Here is a 20,453-nt window from a genome sequence, read left to right on the forward strand (position 1 = left end):
AGTCTCCTTGGGGTCGACGGGGGCGCGGTGCCGATTGTGTCACTCGTCACCGGAGCCCGGCCGAACCGTTCGCCGCTGGGTCAGCGCTCCGTACGCTGCCGGTGACGCAGCTGGGCCAGGTAGAGGTTCCTCGGCAGCACCGTCGCGTCGAGCGACTCGGTCACCGAGCCGAGCGGCCCGGAGAAGTCGCGGGCGTGGTTGGTCGGTCCAGTGGTGCCGGTGACGCCCACGATGGCACTGTGCGGCGAGTTCTCCTCGATCCGGATCCCGTGCGAGCGCCCGTTGGTCACCTCGATGTTCCAGTGGGTGAAGCGAGCTCCCCAGTTGGGGCCCGCGTCGCCGGCTCCGCCCGTGCTTCCGTCGTTGTGGATGGTGATCGCGGTTCGTACCGCATCAGTGGGGATGAGCTTGTGCGAGTCGAGGGTGCCGTGGGCCATCGTGCCGCCGGCCCACACGTTGCCAGAAGACCATCCCTCGACGTTGAGGCCGTGCTGGGCGGGTCCGGCGACCTCGAAGTCGGCGACCAGGTTGTCGTGGGACTGCACGCGGCACATGAAGGGGTGGTGGCCGCGGCGCCCGGAGACGCGGGCGCCGATGATGGAGACGTTCTTGGTGCCGACGAGGCCGAAGGAGTTGTCGGCGTGCTCGACGTGCACGTCGCGCGCCCAGCAGTCGATCGCCGACTGGAAGCACGGCCCGTTGAACCCGGGCTCGACGTTGTGCTGAGGCGTGGGGACCTCGCGCATCCGCATGGTCAGGCTCTCGATGCCGGCGTTGCGGATCACCGGGCCCAGGGTGGTCAGTGTCGGTTCCCACTCGGGGCGGAGGTCCACGCGCAGCGGCTGTGCCAGGGTGATGCGGCCGTCATGGACGGCAGCCACCTCGACGGGCCAGCGGTAGTGCTCGAAGTTGGGAGCCCCGGTCCAGTCACTGATCTCGGGACGCATCCGTCGGCCCTTGGTCTCCCAGGGGTAGTCGTCGGCCCCGGGGATGTCGCCGCACAGGTGCTTCAGCAGGCTGTTGTCTGGCAGGTTGCGCAGCGTCAGCAGCACGGTGTCGCCGGCGCGCAGCCCGGTGGCGTCGGCGACCTCGACCTCGCGGTCTCCGCGGGCGGCCGGACCGAGCGTGGTCAGCGTCTCGTTGTCCATCCAGCCCTCGTTGCCGACGAAGCCCGCCTCCCGCAGCGACTCCAGGCGGCGACGCGGCACGAACCAGATCTGACCGCCCATCCAGCTCCACTGGCTGATCGAGCCACGACGGTTCAGCATGTAGCCGTCATCGAGCGAGTTCTCGCAGTAGATGACGGTCGCCTCCGGGCTCTCCCCGCGGATGACCACCCCTGAGTCGTGGACGGGGATCATTCCGGTGGTGCGGTAGGTGCCCGCCGGGAGGAGCACGACGCCCCCGCCCGCCGCACCTGCGGCCGTGACGGCCCGCCGGAGAGCATCGGTGTCGTCGGCGATGCCGTCGCCGCGCGCGCCATACTGCTTGACGTTGGCGACCACCCGCGGCCGTGGGATCCGTCGGTCTCCGCGGCCATAGCCGGCGTAGGAGACGTTGGGGATCTGCGGGTGGGTGTCGGGGGCGGCAAGATACTCCTGCCACAGGGCGGCGGCGCCAGAGATCGGCATGGTCGTCGCACCACGTGTCGCTGCCTGGGCTGCGGTGTTCGGCAGAAGGGCGGCACCGGCCGTGAGCCCACCGAGGGCGAGCAGGTTGCGGCGGTCGAGGTGGGGCATGAGGCGCCTCTCAGGAGGTTCGGCACCGGGTATCGCGGTGCCGTGGGATCGGACGATCGGAGGCTAGGGCTGTGACGTACCTCACGCAATGGCGTTCTGGGCTTGGAGTCGACCCATTCCGGCTCTGACGAGGATCGGTTCCACTTGGGCATGGATCGATACCCCGCCGCGGATTCGTTTGAACCGAACGCCTCGCCGCTCCGTAGTAGGGATGAGGGCCGGCATCGGGTCAGCCCCCAGGCGAAGGAGACGGCGTGCGGACACGTACGAAAGCAGCAGTCGGGATCGGTGCGGTAGTCGTCGTGGTCGGAGGCGTCGCGGCGATCTTCGGGCCCGGCTGGTACGCCGACAGGGCAGAGGACGCAGCGGACGAGCCCACTCTCAGCGCCTCCGCGGCGCCGGCAGAGGCCACCGACAGCAACGGGACGTGGACGGTCTCCGACGGCTCCTTCGCCGGCTACCGCGTCGATGAGGTGCTCCAGGGCGAGGACGTGACCGTCACCGGCCGCACCGAGGACGTGACCGGCCAGGTCACCATCGCCGAGGGCGAGGTCACCGACGCGAGCATCGAGGTGAAGACGGCCACCATCGCCACCGACTCCGACCGTCGTGACGACTACTTCCGGAACAACGCGATCCAGGCAGAGGAGTTCCCGACCGCCACCTTCGAGCTGACCGAGCCGGCGGCGATCGAAGAGGGCGCCACCGAGGTCGAGCTGGTCGGTGACCTCACCGTACGTGGGGAGACGAGGCCGGTGACCGTGGACGCCGAGGTCGGCGGCGACAGTGCCGACGCCCTCCAGGTCGTCGGCAGCGTGCCGGTCACCTTCGCCGACTTCGGCATCGAGGCACCGAATCTCGGCTTCGTGCGAGTCGAGGACGCCGGCAGCATCGAGTTCTCCCTCGCCCTGGCCAAGGGCTGATCCGGGACACTGGGATCCTTGGTCCGGCGAGGAGGCGACATGGGTGCGGAGGACGAGCTGCTCGTAGCGGTGCACGACGCCCACTCGGAGGCGCTCTACCGCTACGTCGTACGCCGCACCGGTGATGCCGAGGAGGCGCGTGACGTGGTGCAGGAGACCCTGCTGCGCGCCTGGCGCAACCCGGCTGTGCTGCAGCGTCCCGACGACGGTGTCCGCGCCTGGTTGTTCACCACGGCGCGCAACCTGGTCATCGACGACCTGCGCAGCGCGCGCCGGAAGCGGGAGTACGCCGCGGAGTCGCTGCCCGAGGCGACGCGGGCGGATGAGACCCAGGCGGTGCTCGACTCCTGGGTCGTCGCCGACGCCCTGCTCGCCCTCTCCCCCGATCATCGTGCCGTGGTGGTCGGTGCCTACTACGGCGGCCGGTCGGTCGTCGAGCTCGCCCGCGAGCTCGACATCCCGGCCGGCACCGTGAAATCCCGGCTCCACTACGGTCTGCGAGCTCTGCGTCTCGCCCTGCAAGAGAAGGGGGTCACTTCATGAACGACCTCGATGCCGCCGGGCACGAGACGTTCGCCGACTGGGACGCGTCCTACGTGCTGGGGGCGCTCAGCCCGAGCGATCGGAGGGCTTTCGAGCGACACCTGACCGGCTGCAGCGTGTGCCGTGACTCCGTCGCCGAGCTCGCCGGGATGCCCGGGCTGCTCGGCACACTCTCACGTGAGGAGGCCGAGGAGCTCCTCGAGGACACCGGTCTCGAGACCGCACCGCCACCCCTCGCGGCGCTCGCCGGAGCCGTACGCCGGTCGCGGCTTCGGCGCCGGGCGCTCGCCGTGGCTGCTGCGGTCGTGCTGCTCGCCGGCGGCACGGCGATCGGAGGACTGATGCTCGGCCGCGACGGGAACCGCCAGCCCGCTGCCGACCCGTCCGCCTCCGCGGCGGCGACGCCATCGGACTCGGCGGTCGCGAACGTACGCACGCTCGACCTGCGGCCCGTCGGCAGCGTCGACATGTGGGCCCAGCTCGTGGTCACCCCGACCTCGTGGGGCACCAAGCTCAACTGGAGCTGTCACTACCCGCCGAAGCCAGGGCAGAGCTCGCCGGAACGGTCCGACTATCCCGCCGAGCCCGTGACGTACGACCTGGTTCTGGTCGGTCGCGACGGCTCGCGCACCGTGGCCGGGTCCTGGACCTGGTCCGGTGGCGAGACGCTGGGGCTGGACGCCTCTTCCGCGGTGCCGATCGCCGACGTCGAGCGGGTCGAGATCACGCTCGACGGCGACGACTCGGCGGTCGCGGCGGCGTCGCTGACCTGAGCGCAGCCTTCGCCGGCCGTCGCGTTCGCAGGATAGGCCGCAAGGCCTATGGAGCCTGGACGCGCGACAGACGCGGCCAGGGGCGTCGGAGGGTGAGGCTGGCGACATGTCCATCACCAAGACTCCGCACGAGGTCCCTACCCCCAGGCTCGCCGCTCCCAGTCGCGGAGCCCTGACTGTCGCCTGCGCGGTCACGACTGTCCTGGCGGTCATCGCTTCGGTGAGGGGCGAGGCGGCGGCCTACGCAGCCGGGTTCGCGCCCCCGTGGGTCGCCGTCGTCGCCTGTGCCCTCGGGGTGGCCGGCGTCGCGCTGCCGGCCAGACACTCCGCCTCGACCCTGATCTCCTGGACCGGCGTGACCCTGCTCAGCTGGGCGGCCGCCGGACTGGTCTTCGACATCTTCCGTGCCGCGGCCGTCCTCGGCGTCCCCGGTCTGCCACCGCTGGTGGACTGGCTCGGGCTCTCCCTCCGGGCCATGGCACTCACGTCCGGGGTCCTGCTGGCGGCAGCGACCCTGCGCAGGGCCGACCGGCTGCGCCGTCCCGGACGCGGCTGGGTCGTTGCCGCCTGGCTGTGCGCGGCGCCGTACCCGCTGCTCAAGGCGTACTGGTGGGCCGGGGGCGGCCTGGCCGCGGAGTCCAGCGGGCACCCGGGCTCTTTCCCCTACGGTGAGGTCGTCGCCTTCGGACTGGCCGCGGTGTGGGCCACTGCGCTCGCGATGCCGGTGCGCTCATCGCCTGCTCGCGCGCTCCTGGTCGCCGGTGGCTGGTTCGCCGCGGCGGCGCTTCTCAATCTCGGGGCGCTGGCCGCTTTCGGCACCCTCGCCGACGTGCTCAGGATCGTCGACGGACCGATCTCCTTCGACGGCGGCCAGTGGGTGGTGACTCCGGTGTACGCCTCGTGGCTGGCACTGGGCATCGTCCTGGGGCGCCTCAGCCTGGCCGGCCCGCCGCCGCGTGGTCACCACTAGCCTGTGCTCATGCCGCCGCCGCTCAGGAGGGTCCTCGACCGCACGGCTCTGCTGCTCGGCTTTCCCGTGCTCGCCATGTCGGCGTTCGTCGCCGTCGTCTCGTTGCCCACCCATGCTGCCGTCGTGGTGTGCACTGCGTCGGTCGTGGCGCACCTCGCGCTTGCGCTCAGGCTGACGCGGCCACGTGTGGCCTTCGTCGCGGTGGCCCTCTGCATGGCCGTTCTGGCCATTACCAGCGGACTGTTCATCGTGGTGCCGTCCGTGCTGACGTTCCCCGTCGCCCTGCACGCTGTGGTGGCCCGCGGCGGTCGGCTCGACGGGATGGCGGCGGCGGGGGTCGGGATACTTGGCGCGGCTTTCGGCACGTGGCGGTTCGTCACCGATGCGAGCGTCAAGGCAGCAGGGCTCGAGCCACACGCGGGCTTCGTACTGGTGGCCCTCCTCGCCGTCGTCGCGGCAGCATGGGCACTGGGGCAGCGAACCCGTGGCGACATCGCCCGCGCCAGAGCCGAGGAGCAGCGGTCGGAGGAACGGGTCGCCGCCGCGGCGCGCGACGAGCGGACCAGGATCGCCGCCGAGATGCACGACGTCGTCGCCCACTCGCTCGCGGTGATCGTGAGCCAGGCACGAGGTGCCCAGTTTGCCGACCGCTCCGATCCTCAGGTGTCGGTCGACATCCTGGCGACGATCGAGAGGACCGGCCGCGAGGCGCTCAGCGAGATGCGCGGCATCCTCGGCCTGCTGCGTGGCGGCGGCCAGGGTGGTGGGCTGGCGCCCGTGCCCACCCTCGGTGACCTGCCGGAGCTGGTCGCCCGCTTCCCGGGCGCTCGTCTCACCGTCGTCGGCACGCCACGGCCGTTGTCTCCGGCCCGCGAGCTGGCGGTCTACCGAGCTGCACAGGAGTCGCTCACCAACGTTCTCAAGCACGCGGGCGACGGGGTGGCCGTCGACGTCACGCTCACGTGGACGTCGGGGCGGCTGGTCCTCGAGGTGACGGACGACGGAGCTGGGACGACGATCGACGACGGCTCGGCCGGTCTCGGACTCTCCGGGATGCGCTACCGGCTGGAGGCGCTCGGCGGCACGGCGACCGCCGGCCCGAGCCGGACAGGATTTGCCGTGACCGTGTCGCTGCCGACCGAGGAGGATGACCGGTGACCATCAGGGTTTTCATCGTCGATGACCAAGAGCTCGTACGTGCGGGCTGCGAGATGGTGATCGCCGCCCAACCGGACATGGAGGTTGTGGGCTCCGCCGGTGATGGCGCGGCTGCCTTGGAGCGGCTGGCGGTCACTCGTGCGGACGTCGTGCTGATGGACATCCGGATGCCACGGGTCGACGGTGTGGAAGCGACCCGGCGGCTGCGCGCGCGGGGTGACCTGCCCCGGGTGCTGGTCCTCACCACGTTCGACCTCGACGAGTACGTCGTCGCGGCCCTGGCGGCGGGCGCCAGCGGCTTCCTGGTCAAGGACGCTCCCGCGGACGAGCTGCTTCGGGCGGTCCGATCGGTCGCCGCCGGCGACGCCGCACTGTCGCCGTCGAGCACCCGGCGGTTGATCGACCACGTCGCGGGCGACCTGCTCCCTCCTGCGTCCGGCGGCCTCCCGATCGACCGCGGCCAGGGTCAGATCGCTCGGTTGACCGATCGTGAACGTGACGTGTTCTGGGCGCTCGTCCGTGGCCGCTCGAACGCCGAGATCGCCGCTGAGCTGCACCTGGCCCAGGGCACCGTCAAGCTCCACGTCGGCAGGATCCTGACCAAGCTCGACCTGGCGGATCGCGTGCAGGTCGTGATCTTCGCCTACGAGAACCGTCTCGTCCGCGCGGGACGGCCGATGCCCGGCGAGGCCGACCAGCAGACCTGAACCCGGCGGGCTGCTACAGCCCGAGCTCGGAGACGGTCTTCTCCCGCATCTCGACCTTGCGGACCTTGCCGGTCACGGTCATCGGGAACTCCTCGACGACCAGGACGTAGCGCGGGATCTTGTAGTGGGCGAGCTTGCCGGTGGCGTACTCCTTCAGGGTCTCGGCCGTCATCCGCTCGGCGTCGGGGCGCAGGCGGACCCAGGCGCAGAGCTCCTCGCCGTAGGTCTCGTCGGGGACGCCGATGACCTGAACGTCCTCGATGTCGGGGTGGGCGTAGAGGAACTCCTCGATCTCGCGAGGGTAGATGTTCTCGCCGCCGCGGATGACCATGTCCTTGATGCGGCCGACGATGTTGCAGTAGCCGTCGGGGTTCATCACGGCGAGGTCGCCGGTGTGCATCCAGCCGTCCTCGTCGATCGCCGCGCTGGTCTTCTCCTCGTCCGCCCAGTAGCCGAGCATCACCGAGTAGCCGCGGGTCTGCAGCTCCCCGGCCTCGCCACGGGGCATCACCTCGCCGGAGGTCGGGTCGACGACACGCACCTCCACGTGCGGGTGCACCCGGCCGACGGTGGCGGTTCGGTGTTCCAGGTCGTCGTCCCTCCGGGTCTGGGTCGAGACCGGCGAGGTCTCGGTCATCCCGTAGGCGATCGAGACCTCGCTCATGTGCATCTCGTTGACGCACCGCTTCATCACCTCGACCGGGCACGGGCTGCCGGCCATGATCCCGGTGCGCAGCGTGCTCAGGTCGTACGTCGCGAAGTCAGGGTGGTTCTGCATCGCGATGAACATCGTGGGTACGCCGTAGACGGCCGTGCAACGCTCGTCCTGGACCGCTTTCAGGGTGGCCGCCGGGTCGAAGGCCGGGCCCGGGATCACCATCGTGGCGCCGTGGGTGATGCAGCCGAGATTGCCCATCACCATTCCGAAGCAGTGGTAGAAGGGCACCGGGATCGCCAGCCGGTCGTTCTCGGTGAGCCCGATCGTCTCGGTGGTGAAGTAGCCGTTGTTGAGGATGTTGCGGTGGCTGAGCGTCGCGCCCTTGGGATAGCCGGTGGTGCCTGAGGTGTACTGGATGTTGATCGGGTCCTCGGGGGTGAGCTCGTCGGTGACGTGGTCGGACAGCTTCTCGCTGGCGCCCGCTTCGAGGAGCGCGGTCCACTCCGGGTCGCCGATGAAGACTGTCTGCTCGAGGTCAGGGCAGTCGCCTCGGACCGCGGCCACCATCGCCCGGTAGTCGGAGGTCTTGAACTCGGGTGCGGAGACGAGCAGCCTGATGCCCGACTTCGTCAGGGCGTACGCGAGCTCGTGGGTGCGGTATGCCGGGTTGATGTTGACGAGGATCGCGCCGATCTTCGCGGTCGCCACCTGGGTCAGCGTCCACTCCGCGCAGTTGGGCGCCCAGATGCCGACGCGGTCGCCTTTCCCGATCCCGGCCTTCGTCAGCCCTATGGCCAGGGCGTCGACGTCACGGCTCATCTCGGCGTAGGTCCAGCGTCGGCCGGAAGCCATCTCCACCAGCGCCTCCCGGTCGCCGAACCTGGCGACGGTGCGGTCGAAGCTCGCGCCGATCGTCTCCTCCAGCAGCGGGGTGGTGGTCTCTCCGGCAGCGTAGGAATCCGTCATGTGACCAGTGTGACCTGAGTCACGGGTGGGTTCCAGTCTCCTGGGGCTCACTTGCTCGTGATCAGCTCCGCGGCGCGCTCGCCGATGAGGATCGACGGTGCGTTGGTGTGGCCGCGCACGATCCTGGGCATGATGGAGGCGTCGGCGACGCGGAGGCCCTCGACGCCGCGTACGCGAAGCCGGGGGTCGACCACGCTGGCCTCGTCCGTGCCCATCCGGCAGGTGCCGGTCGGGTGGTAGAGCGTGTGCGCGTGCCGGGACAGCAGCGCGTCGGCGACCTCCTCCGCGGTCGAGTCGACCGGGACGTCGGGGCGCAGGAAGGTGCCGAGGATCGGCTTGAGCGCGGGCTGCGAGGCGATCTCCAGCGCCACCCGGACGCCCTCGACCATCGCGGCGCGGTCCCTGCCCTCGGGGTCGGAGAGGTAGCGCGGGTCGATGACCGCCTTGGCCGAGGGGTCCATGGAGGCGAGCGTGATCCGGCCGCGGCTGGCCGGGTCGACGAGGATCGGGCCGGCGACGACCGCCTCACCTTCGAAGACCACCAGGCCCTCGTCGAAGAACCCGGCGGGCGCGAAGATCATCTCGATGTCGGGGGCCGCGAGGTCAGGGCGCGAGCGCAGGAAGCCGTACGCCTCGCCCACGTTGGAGGTGAGCATCCCGCGTCGGCGCAGCAGGTAGTCGGCCAGCTGGCGCAGCGACTCCGCGGTTGCCAGCGATCCGTTCTCGACCTCCCAGCCGATGCCCGCGACCAGATGGTCGGCGAGGTTCTCCCCCACCTCTCTCGCGTCGTGGACGACGTCGATGCCGAGGCCCGTCAGCTGGGCCGCCGGCCCGATCCCGGAGAGCATCAGCAGCTGCGGGGTGTTGATCGCGCCGCCGGCCAGGATCACCTCGCGCCGGGCGGCGATCGTCGTCCGCTGGTTCTCGATGATCGCTTCGACGCCGGTCGCACGTCGGCCGTCGATGGTCACCCGGGACACCTGGGCACCGGTGATCACCCTCAGGTTGGCGCGCTTGGCCGCGGGCTTGAGATAGGCCGCAGCAGTGCTCCACCGGGCGCCTCGGCGCTGGGTGACCATGGTCTCGACGTACGCCTCGGGGTTGGGGCCGTTGGCCCGTCCCCGCGGGTACCCGGCCTGCTCCGCTGCCTGCAGGAACGACTCGGTGTAGGGGCGCGGGCTTCGCTGGCGCTCGACGCGGACCGGACCACCGATGCCGTCGAGAGCGGTGGCGTCCTCCACGTCCTCGAGCTGTGCGTACGTTTTCCGGACGGCATCCCAGCCCCAGTCGGGTCCGGCGGCCTCGCCCCACTCCTCGTAGTCGGCCTGGAATCCCTTGACCCACATCATCGCGTTCATCGAGGAGGAGCCGCCCAGCATCCGCCCGCGAGGCCAGTAGATCCGCCGGCCGCCGAGCTCGGGCTGCGGCTCGGTGAGGTAGTCCCAGTCGTGCTCGGTCTGGAACAGCTTGGAGAAGGCTGCCGGGACATGGATGTTCATGCCCTTGTCGCGCTGCCCGGCCTCCAGCAGCGTCACCTGGACCCCCGGGTCCTCGCTGAGCCGCGCCGCGAGCACCGCCCCCGCCGATCCGGCGCCCACCACCACGTAGTCACTGGTCAGTTCCTGGCTCATACCGGATCTCCTTCGTCACGGTGACGCCCCGCGCGGGCATGATCCCAGACCAGAGGTTGGAGAACGGTTGAGCACCACAACCCCACCGAACCGTCACTTTATGACGTCGAGAAGGCGATTCTCGACGTCGAAAGGTCAGTTTCTCCGGCCCTCGCGGTCAGAGATCGACTTCTCGACGTCAGAAGCTGACCTCTCGGCGTCAAGAACTGACCTTTCGGGGTGGGTGGTCAGTCGGCGAGGAAGGCGCCCAGGGCGTACGCGGGGTGGCGGTCGAGGTTGTGGCGGCCGCGGTCGTAGCGGCGGGTGGTGCGGGGGTCGGCGTGACCGGCTGCGTCTTGGACGTCTTCGAGCGGTACGCCGGCCTCGCGGGCGAGGGTGACGAAGGTGTGGCGGAGGCTGTGCGGTGAGAGCTTGTCGCCGTGCTCGATACCGGCCGAGGCTCCGAGCCGACGGATGAGCCGGAAGGCCTCGGAGCGGTGCCAGCGGTTGCCGGTGCTCGTGACGAAGATCGGGCCCTCGGCTCGGGCGTCGAGGTAGGCGTCGAGCGCCTGCGAGGTCGCCGGGTTGAGGACGACGTCGCGGCGGGCACCACCCTTGCGGGTGATCGTCAGGATGCGGTGGCCGCGGGAGTGGCTGAGGTCGGCGACGTCGGCGCCGAGAGCCTCGGAGATGCGCAGGCCGTCGTGGAGCAGGAGGGTGACGAGCGCCGCGGCGCGAGCGGAGTGGTCCCGTGCGCTGGCGAGGAACGCGCGCGCCTCTCCCCTGTCCAGGCCCAGGGTCTGGGAGTCGTTGCTGGTCTTCGGGCGTTTGATGTGCTCGGCCGGTGATGTGGTCAGGACCCCCTCGGCCACGCCATATCGGTAGAAGCCGGCGATCGCGGAGAGCCGCCGGGCGATCGTCGCCGGACTGCGCCGCGTCTCCAGGTGGCGGGCATGGCCGTCGACCATGGCGCGGTTGGCGCTCAGCGGGTCGACCTCCAACGCAGCACACCAGCCGAACCAGTCGGCGAGGTCTCGTCCGTACGCGGCGCGGGTGTGCCCTGCGTAGGAGAGCAGGAATCGGCGGGCGAGGGCTTCGGCACGTTTTTCGTGGGGTAGCTCGTGGAGGTCGGCAAGGAACAGGTCACGGACGGATTCCGTCACAGCCAGGTCTGTGGAAGGGGTCTGCGGACCGTTCTCGAGCGCACTCACGGCACACATCATAATGCCGGTTATGTTGGGTCCGCATTCGGGATCTCAATTTGGGTCATTTATGTTTTCGTTACGTGTTTCGTCACGATAGACTGACGTAATGACGGAAACGATTGTGGTCGACGAGAAGCGCTGTCGCTTCCCCGGCTGTCCCCTGCCGGCGGCTGCTCCCGAGAGCGGAAGCGGCCGGCCGCCGGAGTACTGCGACGACCCGGCCCACAACCGGGCCGCTGCTTGGCGGGAGCGGAAACGCCTGCAGAGGCTCGTGGAGACCCGGGATCCCGACGCGACCGCGCGACCGGTGCAGGCAGCCCAGCAACGAGCCGCGGAGATCACCACCCAGCTGACCCAGCTCGCCGACCGGTTCCTCGACCAGCTCCCGAAGGCTCTGGACGAGCTGCGTACGCTCGGCGACCTGACCGCTGCCGAGGCCCAGATCGCCACGGTGCAGAGCGAGGCGCAGGAGCAGATCGCCACGGCGAGCGCCCGCGCCGTGCGCGCCGAGCAGGCGCGGCGCACGGCGGAGGCGGAGCGGGACGAAGCAGATGCCGCTGCGGCAGAGGCGTTGGAGGAGTCGGAGCGATCGGCCGAGATCCTCCGGGAGGCGCTGGCCGCCACCACCGCAGCCGAGGAGGCGCGTCGGGCTGCCCAAGCGGCACTGGAGAGCGCCGAGTCCGACGCGGCTGCGGCGGCAAAGACCGCCTCCGCGACGATCGCCTCGCTCGAGAAGCGCCTCGAGGAGGCGGCCACAGCGCACGAAGGCCTGGCGGAGAAGCTCGAGAAGCTGCTGGCCGAGCACGCCTCGGCCGTGCAGCGCAGACGCAGCGAGACCGCACGCGCCGACCACGCCGAGAAGGCGATGGCGCGGCTGCAGGAGCAGCTGATCGCGGAGAAGAAGGCAGCCGAGAAGGCCGCAGCCAGCGCGGAGGCGACGAGCGCCGGCCTGCGTACGCAGCGCGACACCGCGCTCGAGCAGATCGACACCCTGCGTGACCGCCTGGCCGACCTTCGCGGGAGCGAGGCCGCGGCAAAGGCGGATCGCGACGCGACCAGGGCCGAGCTCGACCGTGAGCGTGCCCACGCGAGCGCGCGGCTCGAGGATCTGAAGGCAGCACACCAGGCCCAGGTCGCGCAGCTGATGGAACAGATCGAGCGGCGTACGGGGGCAACCGATGCCCCCGACGAGGCTTCGTGACACGCAGGGGCCCCAGTTGGAGGTCCGCGGGCCACATCCGCTAATGTTCTTCTCGCAAGCGGACGTAGCTCAGTTGGTAGAGCGCAACCTTGCCAAGGTTGAGGTCGCGAGTTCGAGCCTCGTCGTCCGCTCCACTTCGTCGAGGGCCGCCCGATCGGGCGGCCCTCGATCAATTTCCCGTGGCGAAACCAGCATCTTGCGGCGACTGCTCTAGGATTTCAATGCTTTGGGATTCTTGAGCACCGGGTGCGGACCGGCCCGGCGGCGAGACCGACAACCGAAGGACTGTGCGTGGGGGGCGTTGAGTGAGCGGGAAGTTCATCGACGCCTACGCCGTGCTCCAGGTCGCCCCTGACGCTGATGACGCGGTCGTACGAGCCCGCCACCGTGAGCTGGCGAAGCAGTTCCACCCCGACCGGGGCGGCCGTGCGGCGGACGGCGAGCTGATGATGCGCATCAACCGGGCGCGCGACGTTCTGCTCGACCCGGCCGCGAGAGCGACACTCGATGAAGAGCTCGCTCGGCGCCGTCGCCAGGCCACTCCCCCCGATACCGCCGAAAACGCGCCCGAGGGCTCCGCCGGGACCGCATCACTGAGCCGAGACCGCCGTTGGCGAGCGGAATGGGGCCGAACCTCCCCGTTGACCACGCCCCCGCCCGATAGCACCACCCCGGGCCCCGTGCCGCCGCCGGCAGCCCGAGTTCGGCCCTCGGCCAACCGGCTGCGTCAGGCCAGCCGCCAGGCTCGCCAGGCGAACCCGGCGCTGTCGTCTCGTACGCGGCCGGAGACACCGAAGCGTCCTCGCACCGCGACGCCGCCGCCTCCCGCTCAGCCAACCCCTCAGCCAACCTCTCAGCCAGCCGGTCCGCCGTCTGCGAACGCGCAGACGGTGCCGCAACAGCAGGCTGCTGCGCAGAAGACGCCACCGGTGGCAGAGAGCTCCGGCAACGTCTGGTCGCTCTACTCGGTCCCGCTCGACGGCGTCTCGGTCGCATCGCTGCTCGCCAGCGTGCTGCTGTGCGGCCCGCTCGGTTTCATCCTCGGCATCATCGGCCTGGCCCGCACCGCCGACGACAAGCGTCGTGGTCGTTGGGCGGCGGTCGCCGGCATCGCCATCAGCAGCCTCACGATGCTGGTCGCCATCGGCTATGTGATGCAGACGATGTCGCCGTCAACACCCTGACAACGTCTCCGCGGCCGAGCGCGGCCGTCCCCAAATCGGGGGATGGCGGGGCGAAGTAAAACCAGCGTCCGCGGCAGCTGACTCACATTGGCCACGGCCCGCGGGCGTTCGACACGGGGGAAGAAGCTCACCGTGCGCCCGCGATGCAGTCGTCAGCAGGGAAGAACCCGCCCATGAAGCAACACATCGTGCGCATCGCCGCGCTCGGACTCTCCACCACTGCCATCGTCGGCGTCGGCAGCGCGCTGTCGGCCGGCCATGCCGCCACCGCGGAGTGCACCGCCGACTCCCCCAAGCTCATCCGGACCATCGACGCCGTGACCCACCTGGAGTCCCGTTACGCCAAGACGGTTCCCGGGGCCCACCACGAGGCAGTCACTCACATCGCGCACCACGAGGCCGAGACTCACGAGGAGGTCGCGCCCGGCGGGTACGCCTACACCCAGCGGACCACCGGCAAGGTCGAGTTCAAGGACTCCAGCAGCTGGAACCCCGGCAAAGGCTGGGATCGTACGCCCGCGCTCGACAAGGTCGTCACCATCGTCGACAAGCCGGCGTGGGACGAGACCGTGGTCGACGTCGCCGCGTACGACGACCCTGACACCGTCATCTACTACACCGGCAAGCCCGCGGGCTCGACCACCCTCGAGGACGCTGCGTGGGTGCGCTACACCCCCACCGGCTGGCCGACGAAGGTCGAGACCCGGACCGTCACCGACGTGCCCACGACGTACGCCTGCGACTTCGTCAAGCCCGTGACGACCTTGCTCAACCCGACGCCGCTGGTGCGACCTGGGTTCGTCTTCGACCTGGAGACCACCGACAACCACCTCGTCACCAAGACCGTCGGCAACATCTACCGTGACGGCACGCTGTTCAAGTCCTTCCAGTCGCCCACGGGTTCCCTTGCCGTGCCCGTGAATCTGCCCGACGGCGCCTACACGCTGCGTTACAACGGACTCGACTCGGTCGGCAACGTGGCCAGCACGGCGACGTACGACTTCGTTGTCGACGGGACCGCCCCGACCGTCACCGACAAGGGCACCGCCGGTGCGGCTGCGCGGTCGAAGTCGTTCAAGCTCTACGACGCCCGACGGATCGACGCGGTCACCATCAACGGCGTCACCAAGGACCTCGCCAACAGCGTCTGGTCGGACGTCAACGACATCAAGCCGGGCCGCTACGGCGCCGTCGAGGGCACGAACACGCTGATCGCCTACGACGAGGCCGGCAACGCCTCCGCCCCGGTCGAGTTCACCCTGGACACCACCGGCCCGGTGATCACCGACAAGGGCGCCGCCGGCAAGGCGGGACAGAGCAAGTCGTTCAAGCTCTTCGACCCGCGCCGTGTCGACAAGGTCACCATCAACGGCGAGACCAAGGACCTGATCAACAACGTGTGGTCAGATGTCAACGACATCAAGCCGGGCCGCTACGGCGCCGTGGAGGGCACGAACACGCTGATCGCCTACGACGAGCTCGGCAACACCACCGAGATCACCTTCGTCCTGGACACCACCGGTCCCCTGGTCACCGAGAAGGACGACTCTTCGGAGACCAGCCGTTCGTTCAAGCTCGACGACGGGCCCCTCGGCTCCATGGTCGCCGGGGTCCGGGTCAACGGCACCGATTTCCCGCTCTCGCACAACCGCTGGTCCGACGCCAATGACCTCTCCCTCGGCAGCCCCTGGGGCGTCCGGGCCGGGGAGAACACCCTTGTCGCGTACGACGTGCTCGGCAACGAGACGACCGTGACCTTCACGATCGCAGCCCCGGAGGCCGCGCCTGCCACCGGCGCGAACCCTCAGCCTGAGGTTGAGCCTGAGTCTGACAACGGTTCTGACAGCCAGACCGAGCCCGTGGTCGCCCCTGCGATCGTCGCTGGCAACAGCGTTGCCACGCCGTCCGATGCCGGCCCGGTGGCAACCACGTCGACGCTCGCCGGCCCGCGGGCATCGGCTGCCACGGTCCTGGCGCCAGAGCTCGTCGCCGAGAGGGCTGCCACGAACCAGTCGCTCACCGGCGAGGGACGTCAGGTGACGACGGCGGAGACCTCGCTGATCGTGGACGCTGGTCAGGTCGAAGCGGTCGACACCGTCCAGGCCGTGGCCGCGGCGCCGGTGGCGGTCGACGACAGCCTCCCCGGTCTCGGGATCGCGATCACCGCTGGAGGCGCGATGGTGGCGTTCGGCGCGGTGCTCGGGATGCGCCGCCGCGGTCGTTCCTGACCGCCGTGCCCGTTGCCGGCCGCGGCTCCTGCGCCCGGCCGGCAACGGCCCGCCCGCTTACTCGCCCAATGGCCATTCGGTGATCACACGGCAGTCATCGTTCGCGTACCACTGCAGGCTGATCCGGTCCGCGCGGCATCGAGCGGGAAGGAGCCGAACCAGGGACGTACGGGTGGACGCCAGGTCCACACCCCCGTCGACGTGGTCGACGGTCAGGTGCGGCACCGGCTCGAAGAGCCCCGCATACGGCGGACACTGCGGGAAGGCCGCGCTCAAGGCTTCGATCAGCTCCGCGAACGGCTGCGCCGGCTCGGGATGCAGGTAGATCGTTCCGCCCGCGAAAAGGCGGACGTCGTCGAGCACGAAGTCGAACCTCGCCGTCGCCGCGGCGATCTTCCTGACCAGCTCCAGATCCGCCGCCGAGGGCGACTCGAGGAACGGCGCGAGCAACGTGATGTGTGCATGCACAAACGCCGGGTCCGACGACACGAACGAGACGTCGTAGTGATGAGTTCGCTCCACGATGTACGTCTCCAGCTCGGGCACAGGCACGACGAGCACCGAGTGTCCTGGCCTCACGACCGACCGCCAGCCCGCGGAGCGTGAGCAGCGCACTCGCGATCGGTCATGGAGCGATTCTGACGGACGTACGCCACCAGCACCCAACCGGATATCGACCTCTCGACGTCAGAAAGTGACCTCTCGGCGTCAGGGGGCGACGGCTCGGCTAGGGTGCCCGGGTGTCTACGCCTGAGATGCCCGCGGACCTGCTCAAGCATGCGCTCGACGCCACCGGGTTCATGCCGCCCGAGGAAGGGCGCGCGCTGTTCGCGTACGCCGTCGAGCGGCTGCCCCATGGGCCGGCGGTAGAGATCGGGACCTACTGCGGGAAGTCGTCGGTCTATCTGGGCGCAGCCGCGAAGCTGACCGGCGGCACCGTGTTCACCGTCGACCACCACCACGGCAGCGAGGAGAACCAGGCAGGGTGGGAGCACCACGACACCGGCCTGGTCGACCCGGCCACTGGGCGGCTGGACACGCTGCCGACCTTCCGGCGCACGATCGAGCAGGCCGGCCTCGAGGACGAGGTGGTCGCGGTGGTCGGAGCTTCGACGACCGTGAGCCGGTGGTGGACGACCCCGGTCTCGTTCCTCTTCATCGATGGCGGCCACGGCGTCGAGCCTGCGCAGCTGGACTACCGCGGCTGGGCACCGAAGGTGATGCCCGGCGGCCTGCTGCTGGTGCACGACGTGTTCCCGGACCCCGCCGACGGCGGCCGGCCGCCGTACGAGGAGATCTACCTCCCCGCGCTCGCCTCGAAGCAGTTCGAGGAGATCGACGCTGTCGGGTCGCTACGCGTGCTGCGACGCCTCTGACGTCTCGCACCCACACTCGAGCGCCAGCTCGTCGAAGGGCGCCGCGAGCGAGGTGCCGCGCATGATCCCGGAGCCTGCGGTGGACCGGCCGTAGCGCTCCCCCAGCGCGTCCGCGGCCAGGATGACGGCGGCAGCGGTGAAGGTCGAGTGCTCCTCGGGCCAGAAGGCGTTGGGGTTCGGGTTGGGGTAGTCCGGCGACTCGTAGACCCAGCCGGTCCAGTAGCCGCCGTCGGCGGCGCGCAGGTGCTGCATCTCCGTCAGCAGACGGAGAGCGCGGCGGTGGTCGCCGATGTTGTCCAGCGCCATCGCCAGCTCGCACGTCTCGGCGCCGGTCACCCACGGGTTGGTGTCGACGCAGAGCGCACCGAGGCCGGGGCGTACGAAATGGTCCCAGCGCGACTCGATCAGGTCGTGTCCGGCGTCGCCGACGACGGCTCCGCCGAGGACCGGGTAGTACCAGTCCATCGAGTGGTGCGACTTGTCCTCGAACGAGTCGCGATGGCGGCGCAGCGCGTGACCGAGCCGGCCGCCGACGATCTCCCACTCCGGCTGCGGGTCGTCCATCAGGTCGGCCAGGGCGACGCCGGCGCGCAGCGACTGGTAGATCGACGACGAGCCGGTGAGCAGGGCGAACGGGTCCCGCGGCGTCCAGGCGATCCCGCCGAAGGGCAGCTGCAGCCCGACGACGAAGTCGAGCCCGGCTCGCACCGAGGGCCACAGCCGTTCCACGAACGCCCGGTCCCGCCGGATCAGCCAGTGGTGCCAGAGCCCGACGGCGAAGTAGGCCGACATGTTCGACTCGCCGACCGTCTCGACTGCCGAGCCGTTGACGATCTTCATCGGCCAGGAGCCGTCGGCGTTCTGCAGAGACGGGATCCAGTCGTACGCAGCCTCGGCCTCCTCCACCAGGCCACCGACCAGCAGGCCCATGGCCGCCTCGACGTGGTTCCAGATGTCGGTGTGCTGGCCGGGCACCCATGGGATCGCGCCCGACGCCTCCTGGGCGCGGGCGATCGACCCGGCCGTGGCGACGATCTGGGCAGGGGTCAGCACCCCGTCGACGTACGGGATCTCGAAGCTCATCCGAGGATCAATCGGTCGAGGTGGGGTCGGAGGCAACGCGGCCCGGCTTGCGGAAGTAGAGGACCATGCTCTTGCCGATCACCGGGTCGAGGAACTTCCCGGCCAGCCTCAGCGGGAGCGGGTTCTTCATGATCTCCCAGACCAGGACCTGGTGATAGGCCTTGACCAGGACGTTCTTGTCGTTCTCGACGCCGACGGCCGACTTCAGCCACCAGTAGGGCGCGTGCAGACCGTGGGCGTAGGACTTGCCCTCGAAGATCATCGCCTCGCCGGGGGTGCCGTCGTTGGGGCGGCCGGCCTTGGTGACCTTGTCGATCAGCTCGTGGTCGGTGTAGATGCGGATGTGGCCCCCGGTGGTGTTGTGGTAGTCCTCGGAGAGCTTCCAGTTGACGACCTCGGGCAGCCAGCGCGGCACCGAGATGGCAAGGGTGCCGCCGGGACGCAGCACCCGGACGAGCTCCTTGATCGCATCCACGTCGTGGTGGATGTGCTCGAGCACCTCGGCGGCCACGATCCGGTCGAACTCGCCGTCGGCGAAGGGCAGCGACAAGGCGTCGCCCTCCTTGACCTCCGCGTTCGCGCCCTCGGGGACCTCCTCGCGCATCGCGAAGAACCAGTCGCTGACCTTGGCCAGCTCCTCGGCATCCTGGTCGAACGCGATCACGTCGGCGCCGCGGCGGTACATCTCGAAGGCGTGCCGGCCACCGCCGGCACCCATGTCGAGCACGCGCTCCCCTGCCTTCAGGCCAAGGCGGTCGAAATCAACGGTGAGCACGGCTCACTTCCTCTCGTCTGTGGTGAACTCGTCGATGGACTGCTGATACAGGGCGGTCATCCGCTCGGCGACGGCGTGCCAGGAGAAGTGCTCCTCGACACGCGCGCGCCCGGCGGCCGAGTAGCGAGCGCGTCGCTCGGGGTCGTCGAGCAGAGCCGCGATGGCCTGCTCGAGCTCCTCGGTGTCGCCGGGGGTGACCTGGGCGGCGCACAGGTCGTCGGGGCCGACGACCTCGGGGATCGCGCCGGCGCGGGAGACGACGAGCGGGGTGCCGCACGCCATCAGCTCGGCGGTGGGCAGTGAGAATCCCTCGTAGAGCGAGGGCACGCACGCGATCTCCGCGGAGCCCATCAGCTCGACGAGCTCGGCATCGGAGATGCCGTTGACGAAACGTACGTGGTCCTCGATCGCGAGCTTCTCGATGAGCTGCTCGGTGGGACCGCCCTTCTTGGGCTTGGAGACCAGGACCAGCTCCAGATCACGTTCGGTACGCAGCTTGGCGAAGGCCTCGAGCAGGAAGGCGATGCCCTTCAGCGGAGCGTCGGCGCTGGCCATGGCCAGGATCCGGCCGCGGACGCGCGGCGCGGTCGGCGGGACGAACTCTTCCGGAACGCCCAGGTGCACGGTCTGCACCCGGTCCGAGGGGACACCGAAGTCGGTGAGGATGTCGCGCTTGGAGTTGTCCGAGGGCGTGATCACGTGCCGCAGCTGCGCGGCGACCTTCGCCTGCATCTTCACGAACGAGTACCAGCGCCAGACGCCGAACTTCTTCCGCCAGCCCTGAGCGCTCTTCATCTCGATGCGCTGGTCGAAGGAGATCGGGTGGTGGATCGTGGTCACCAGCGGCAGCCCGAGCTCGGGCTCGATCCGCAGCAGCGGCGTGGCCAGCGTCTGGTTGTCGTGGACGATGTCGAAATCGCCGCGGCGCTCGGCGAGCAGCCGCATCACGCGCTTGGCGTAGGTGAGTGGCTCCGGGAACGCGCCGGTGCGCATGCGCGCCCATTCCTCGACGTCGATCAGATCACGGATCTCGGAGAGCTTCGGGTTGCCGAACGGGTTCGGCTCCTCGTAGAGGCCCAGGCTGGGCACCTTGGTGAGGGTGACCCCCTCCCCCTCGAGGTCGAGATCGGGATACGGCTGCCCCGAGAACACCTCCACGGTGTGCCCGAGCTTGGCCAGCTCCCTGCTCAGATGGCGGATATAGACGCCTTGACCGCCGACGTGCGGCTTGCTGCGATACGACAGCAGAGCGATCCGCATCCGCCACCTCCCTCGAAACTAGGCAGAGCAAAACTAGAACGTGTTCTATACTAGCAGGTAGCCTGCGCCAGTCACTCTAATGCAGCCGCTTCAG

At 69.7% G+C, this 20,453-nt stretch carries 18 protein-coding genes and 1 tRNA gene; 11 read left to right on the forward strand and 8 right to left on the reverse strand.

What is annotated here, in order from left to right; genetic code table 11:
* Nucleotides 1-80: 80 nt before the first annotated feature.
* The gene (locus IEY84_RS18520; RefSeq protein ID WP_183548740.1) at nucleotides 81-1,739 is read right to left on the reverse strand and encodes a glycosyl hydrolase family 28-related protein; all 1,659 of its coding nucleotides are present in this window, start codon (nucleotides 1,737-1,739) and stop codon (nucleotides 81-83) included.
* Between the two features lie 254 nt (nucleotides 1,740-1,993).
* Between IEY84_RS18520 and IEY84_RS18525 the strand changes: the two genes are divergently transcribed.
* The 6 genes from IEY84_RS18525 (at nucleotide 1,994) to IEY84_RS18550 (ending at nucleotide 6,813) form a co-directional block, all read left to right on the forward strand.
* On the forward strand, nucleotides 1,994-2,662 hold the full coding sequence (locus IEY84_RS18525) for a YceI family protein (protein ID WP_183548738.1): 669 nt from the start codon (nucleotides 1,994-1,996) through the stop codon (nucleotides 2,660-2,662).
* A 39-nt stretch (nucleotides 2,663-2,701) separates the two neighbouring features.
* Nucleotides 2,702-3,205: a sigma-70 family RNA polymerase sigma factor gene (locus IEY84_RS18530; RefSeq protein ID WP_183548736.1), complete on the forward strand. Its 504-nt coding sequence runs from the start codon at nucleotides 2,702-2,704 to the stop codon at nucleotides 3,203-3,205.
* Nucleotides 3,202-3,978, forward strand: coding sequence for an anti-sigma factor family protein (locus IEY84_RS18535; protein ID WP_183548734.1), 777 nt, complete (start codon nucleotides 3,202-3,204; stop codon nucleotides 3,976-3,978). The genes IEY84_RS18530 and IEY84_RS18535 overlap by 4 nt, the downstream gene beginning before the upstream one ends.
* Nucleotides 3,979-4,084: 106 nt before the next feature.
* Complete coding sequence (locus tag IEY84_RS18540; RefSeq protein WP_183548732.1) at nucleotides 4,085-4,948, forward strand: hypothetical protein; 864 nt, start codon at nucleotides 4,085-4,087, stop codon at nucleotides 4,946-4,948.
* Nucleotides 4,949-4,957: 9 nt separating this feature from the next.
* Nucleotides 4,958-6,106: a sensor histidine kinase gene (locus IEY84_RS18545; RefSeq protein ID WP_183548730.1), complete on the forward strand. Its 1,149-nt coding sequence runs from the start codon at nucleotides 4,958-4,960 to the stop codon at nucleotides 6,104-6,106.
* The gene (locus IEY84_RS18550) at nucleotides 6,103-6,813 is read left to right on the forward strand and encodes a response regulator transcription factor (protein ID WP_183548728.1); all 711 of its coding nucleotides are present in this window, start codon (nucleotides 6,103-6,105) and stop codon (nucleotides 6,811-6,813) included. The genes IEY84_RS18545 and IEY84_RS18550 overlap by 4 nt, the downstream gene beginning before the upstream one ends.
* 13 nt (nucleotides 6,814-6,826) lie before the next feature.
* Here IEY84_RS18550 and IEY84_RS18555 read toward each other — a convergent pair whose 3' ends face one another.
* The 3 genes from IEY84_RS18555 to IEY84_RS18565 all read right to left on the reverse strand — a co-directional run bounded on the left by IEY84_RS18555 (nucleotide 6,827) and on the right by IEY84_RS18565 (nucleotide 11,258).
* The gene (locus IEY84_RS18555; RefSeq protein ID WP_183548726.1) at nucleotides 6,827-8,437 is read right to left on the reverse strand and encodes an AMP-binding protein; all 1,611 of its coding nucleotides are present in this window, start codon (nucleotides 8,435-8,437) and stop codon (nucleotides 6,827-6,829) included.
* A 47-nt stretch (nucleotides 8,438-8,484) separates the two neighbouring features.
* Complete coding sequence (locus tag IEY84_RS18560; protein WP_183548724.1) at nucleotides 8,485-10,068, reverse strand: GMC family oxidoreductase; 1,584 nt, start codon at nucleotides 10,066-10,068, stop codon at nucleotides 8,485-8,487.
* 227 nt (nucleotides 10,069-10,295) lie between these two features.
* The gene (locus IEY84_RS18565; RefSeq protein WP_221209110.1) at nucleotides 10,296-11,258 is read right to left on the reverse strand and encodes a tyrosine-type recombinase/integrase; all 963 of its coding nucleotides are present in this window, start codon (nucleotides 11,256-11,258) and stop codon (nucleotides 10,296-10,298) included.
* 100 nt (nucleotides 11,259-11,358) lie between these two features.
* Here IEY84_RS18565 and IEY84_RS18570 point away from each other — a divergent pair, with 100 nt between their 5' ends.
* The 4 genes from IEY84_RS18570 (at nucleotide 11,359) to IEY84_RS18585 (ending at nucleotide 15,865) form a co-directional block, all read left to right on the forward strand.
* Entirely contained in the window at nucleotides 11,359-12,453 is a 1,095-nt protein-coding gene (locus tag IEY84_RS18570) for a coiled-coil domain-containing protein (protein ID WP_183548720.1), read from the forward strand.
* Between the two features lie 58 nt (nucleotides 12,454-12,511).
* A tRNA-Gly gene (locus IEY84_RS18575) sits at nucleotides 12,512-12,587 on the forward strand.
* Between the two features lie 171 nt (nucleotides 12,588-12,758).
* Nucleotides 12,759-13,637, forward strand: a complete 879-nt coding sequence (locus tag IEY84_RS18580; protein ID WP_183548718.1) for a DnaJ domain-containing protein — start codon at nucleotides 12,759-12,761, stop codon at nucleotides 13,635-13,637.
* A 173-nt stretch (nucleotides 13,638-13,810) separates the two neighbouring features.
* A complete protein-coding gene (locus IEY84_RS18585) occupies nucleotides 13,811-15,865 on the forward strand; it encodes a hypothetical protein (protein WP_183548709.1) in 2,055 nt (684 codons plus the stop codon).
* A gap of 57 nt (nucleotides 15,866-15,922) precedes the next feature.
* Here the strand turns inward: IEY84_RS18585 and IEY84_RS18590 are convergent, their stop codons facing one another.
* Nucleotides 15,923-16,426, reverse strand: a complete 504-nt coding sequence (locus IEY84_RS18590) for a 2'-5' RNA ligase family protein (RefSeq protein WP_229788817.1) — start codon at nucleotides 16,424-16,426, stop codon at nucleotides 15,923-15,925.
* A 179-nt stretch (nucleotides 16,427-16,605) separates the two neighbouring features.
* On the opposite strand from IEY84_RS18590, the gene IEY84_RS18595 reads away from it, so the two are divergent.
* Entirely contained in the window at nucleotides 16,606-17,241 is a 636-nt protein-coding gene (locus IEY84_RS18595) for a class I SAM-dependent methyltransferase (RefSeq protein WP_229788819.1), read from the forward strand.
* Here the strand turns inward: IEY84_RS18595 and IEY84_RS18600 are convergent.
* The 3 genes from IEY84_RS18600 to IEY84_RS18610 are packed head-to-tail and all read right to left on the reverse strand — an operon-like array spanning nucleotide 17,218 to nucleotide 20,359.
* Nucleotides 17,218-18,324, reverse strand: coding sequence for a prenyltransferase (locus tag IEY84_RS18600; RefSeq protein ID WP_183548705.1), 1,107 nt, complete (start codon nucleotides 18,322-18,324; stop codon nucleotides 17,218-17,220). The genes IEY84_RS18595 and IEY84_RS18600 overlap by 24 nt on opposite strands.
* Before the next feature lie 7 nt (nucleotides 18,325-18,331).
* Nucleotides 18,332-19,099: a class I SAM-dependent methyltransferase gene (locus IEY84_RS18605; RefSeq protein ID WP_183548703.1), complete on the reverse strand. Its 768-nt coding sequence runs from the start codon at nucleotides 19,097-19,099 to the stop codon at nucleotides 18,332-18,334.
* Nucleotides 19,100-19,102: 3 nt separating this feature from the next.
* Complete coding sequence (locus tag IEY84_RS18610; RefSeq protein WP_183548701.1) at nucleotides 19,103-20,359, reverse strand: glycosyltransferase family 4 protein; 1,257 nt, start codon at nucleotides 20,357-20,359, stop codon at nucleotides 19,103-19,105.
* Between the last annotated feature and the right edge of the window lie 94 nt (nucleotides 20,360-20,453).

Source organism: Nocardioides albus, from assembly GCF_014648255.1.
Taxonomy (GTDB): Bacteria; Actinomycetota; Actinomycetes; order Propionibacteriales; family Nocardioidaceae; genus Nocardioides; species Nocardioides albus.